General features: G+C 73.5%; 3 protein-coding genes. 2 read left to right on the top strand and 1 reads right to left on the bottom strand.

Annotated features, from left to right (window positions below; all coding sequences use genetic code 11):
* Positions 1–710 (top strand): ABC transporter ATP-binding protein (locus tag AOK18_RS16900; RefSeq protein ID WP_055694920.1); only part of this gene is annotated, 710 nt, incomplete at its 5' end.
* 436 nt (positions 711–1146) lie between these two features.
* Here AOK18_RS16900 and AOK18_RS16890 read toward each other — a convergent pair.
* Positions 1147–1806, bottom strand: a complete 660-nt coding sequence (locus AOK18_RS16890) for an MmyB family transcriptional regulator (protein ID WP_055694918.1) — start codon at positions 1804–1806, stop codon at positions 1147–1149.
* Between the two features lie 222 nt (positions 1807–2028).
* Between AOK18_RS16890 and AOK18_RS16885 the strand changes: the two genes are divergently transcribed.
* The coding region (locus tag AOK18_RS16885; RefSeq protein ID WP_055694917.1) for a helix-turn-helix domain-containing protein at positions 2029–2552 on the top strand (524 nt) is incomplete at its 3' end.

Genomic DNA, 2552 nt, shown 5'->3' with positions numbered 1-2552 from the left:
CGGGCTGCGGCAAGACGACGCTGCTGAAGTGCGTGGGCGGGCTGCTCGAACCGACGGCCGGCGAGGTGTTCCTGGCCGGGCGGAAGGTGGACGGGCCGCCGCCCGGGACGGCGTTCGTCTTCCAGGAGTACGGGCGCAGCCTCTTCCCGTGGATGCGGGTCGGCGCGAACGTCGGACTCCCGCTGAGGCGGAAGGGTCTGAGCGCGGCCCGGCGGAGGGTGCTGGTGGCCGACGCCCTGGAGTCGGTGGGCCTGGCGGACGCCGCCGGCGCCCATCCGTGGCAGCTGTCCGGCGGGATGCAGCAACGGGTGGCGATCGCGCGGGCGTTGGCGTACGAGCCCGACGTGCTGCTGATGGACGAGCCGTTCGCCGCGGTGGACGCGCAGACCCGGGCCGACCTGGAGGACCTGGTGCGCCGGCTGTGGCGGGAGCGGTCGATGACCGTCCTGTTCGTCACCCATGACATCGACGAGGCCGTCTACCTCGGTGAACGGGTGATCGTGCTGTCCGCCTCCCCCACGGTGGTCCGGGAGCAGCTGCGGGTCGACCTGCCCCGGGAACGCGACCAGTCCGCCACCCGGGCCGCCCCGCGCTTCGCCGAGCTGCGGACCCATGTGTACGGGCTGATCCAGGCGGCGAAGCGGGGAACGGCGCCGGCGGCCCGGGACGCCGCGGTGGACCTCGGGAAGGACTCCCCTCCGGTCCGCTGAACCGGGCCGCCCGGCCGCGGAGCCGGACGGCCGCGTCCTGCGGCGGCCGGTTCCCGCTGCCGAGGAAGCCTCCGGCGAGGAGGCTCCCGGCGTGCTCGGGCAGGGCGGCGAGGTCGACACCGCGAGGAACATGCCGAGTCGGCCCGCCGGCGCCCGTCATCCGCTGGACGTCGTCGACGGGTCGGCGACGTCCTCCTCGAAGAACCGGCGGTCGCCCTCGGCGCTCCCGGACGGCACGCGGTCGGCTGCGACGCGGGTCCCGCCGTCGGCGGTCCGGCCGCCGTCCGGCCCGCGGGCGGTGGGCGCGAGGGCGCCGGCGTCCGACGCGACGGGGGGCGGCGGATCCCGGTGCCTCCCCTCGGTGGGCCCCTCCGGGACGGGAGCGGGCGGACCCCTCGGAACAGGAGCGGGGGCCGGGGCACGCCCGGGCACCGGGTCACAAGGGTTCCGGCACCACGCTGAGATGGGAGGCGGCGCGCCGTCGTCCGCGGTGGCGGGACGGGGCGCGGCGCGCCTCGCGCAGGACCAGCGTCAGCCGGATGCAGTCCATGTCGTCGAGGATCCTGGTCGTCTCCACGACGAGACGGCAGTCGGTGGCCCCCCAGCGCGGATCGGGGTGCCGCAACGGCCGTACGGCGCCGTCGTGTTCGGCGGCCTGCTCGCCGACGGCACGCAGCCAGTGCGGCAGCCCCTGCCGGTAGGCGGCCTCCATGATGGGGTCCTGGGCGATGTCCCGCCGGATGGCCTGCAGCCCGTGGTCGTGGCCGTGGTGCTCCACCGTCTTGGCGAAGTGCGCCAGCATCGGCAGGAACCAGCTCGACTCGTGCTCCCCCAGCACGGTGCCGGCGTCCGGGTGGAAGAGGACGAACCGGAGGAAGTTGTCACCGGGCATGGCGGTCGGATGCGGTTCGACGTCCCGGAAAAGTGTCCGGAAAGCGGCGTTGGCCAGCAGCACGTCCCACCGGCGGTCGACCACCAGGGAGGGGAAGGGCACCGCGTGGAGGAACGCGGCGTAGTCCTCCAGGTAGGCCTGTGCCTCGGGAGTCTCGGGGCCCGGCCGCGGTATCGGCCGCCGGCCTCCTGCCTGATGTGCCATCGGGAGGTCACCCCTCTTGCCTGTGCGGCCTTGACGCGGCGCCCCGATCCTGCGGGCCGGACCTCGAGCGTGTCAACTATCGTGGCATTTCATGTCGGTTGACGGCTGAAATGGGCCACAGTTGTGGCGAGACCTGGATGTGAGTTCGAGACACGGGCTAGTCTCCGTGAAGTTCACGGCAACACATGTGAGAAGCGTGTGAGAGACGTAGGAGATCTGTCGGTGACGGGTGGCTTCGTGGGTGAGGATCAGGACACCGCGCCGACGACCGCGCTGTCGGCCCTCGTCGCCCGCGTCGCCGCACTCGCCGACCGGCTCGACGTGCCGCACACCGAGGTCTTCGGCACCACCCGGCTCTCCGCGGCCTCCGGAGTGCCGGAACCGGTGGTCAAGGCCCTGCTGAGCGGCCGGCCGGCCGGCGAACCCGACGTGCAGACCCGGTTCGTGCAGCGCCTGGACCTGCTGCGCCGCACCCGGCTCAAGCCGAACGGCCGCAAGTACACGCAGCAGGAGATAGCCGACGGCGCGGGCATGTCCCGGCAGCAGGCCGGTGCCCTGATCAACGGCGACCGGCGGCCCACCATGGAGCACTGCGACGCCATCCAGCGGTTCTTCCGGGTACACGCCGGATTCCTCACCGCCGAGGACCCCGAAGCCCTCGCGCACGTGCTCCGGCACACCGAGCAGGAGCTGCTGCAGAGCCTGGCGGACCGCGAGCGGAAGGCCGCCGCGGCGGCCTTCCGCTC

Source organism: Streptomyces prasinopilosus (genome assembly GCF_001419695.1).
Lineage (GTDB): Bacteria > Actinomycetota > Actinomycetes > Streptomycetales > Streptomycetaceae > Streptomyces > Streptomyces prasinopilosus.
The sequence above is the reverse complement of the archived record's forward strand: the minus strand, read 5'-3'. Positions and strand labels throughout refer to the sequence as shown.

What these genes read in the sequence shown, in the direction of transcription:
- AOK18_RS16890 (WP_055694918.1), bottom strand. Translation starts at nt 1,806, where the DNA reads ATGGCACATCAGGCAGGAGGCCGGCGGCCGATACCGCGGCCGGGCCCC.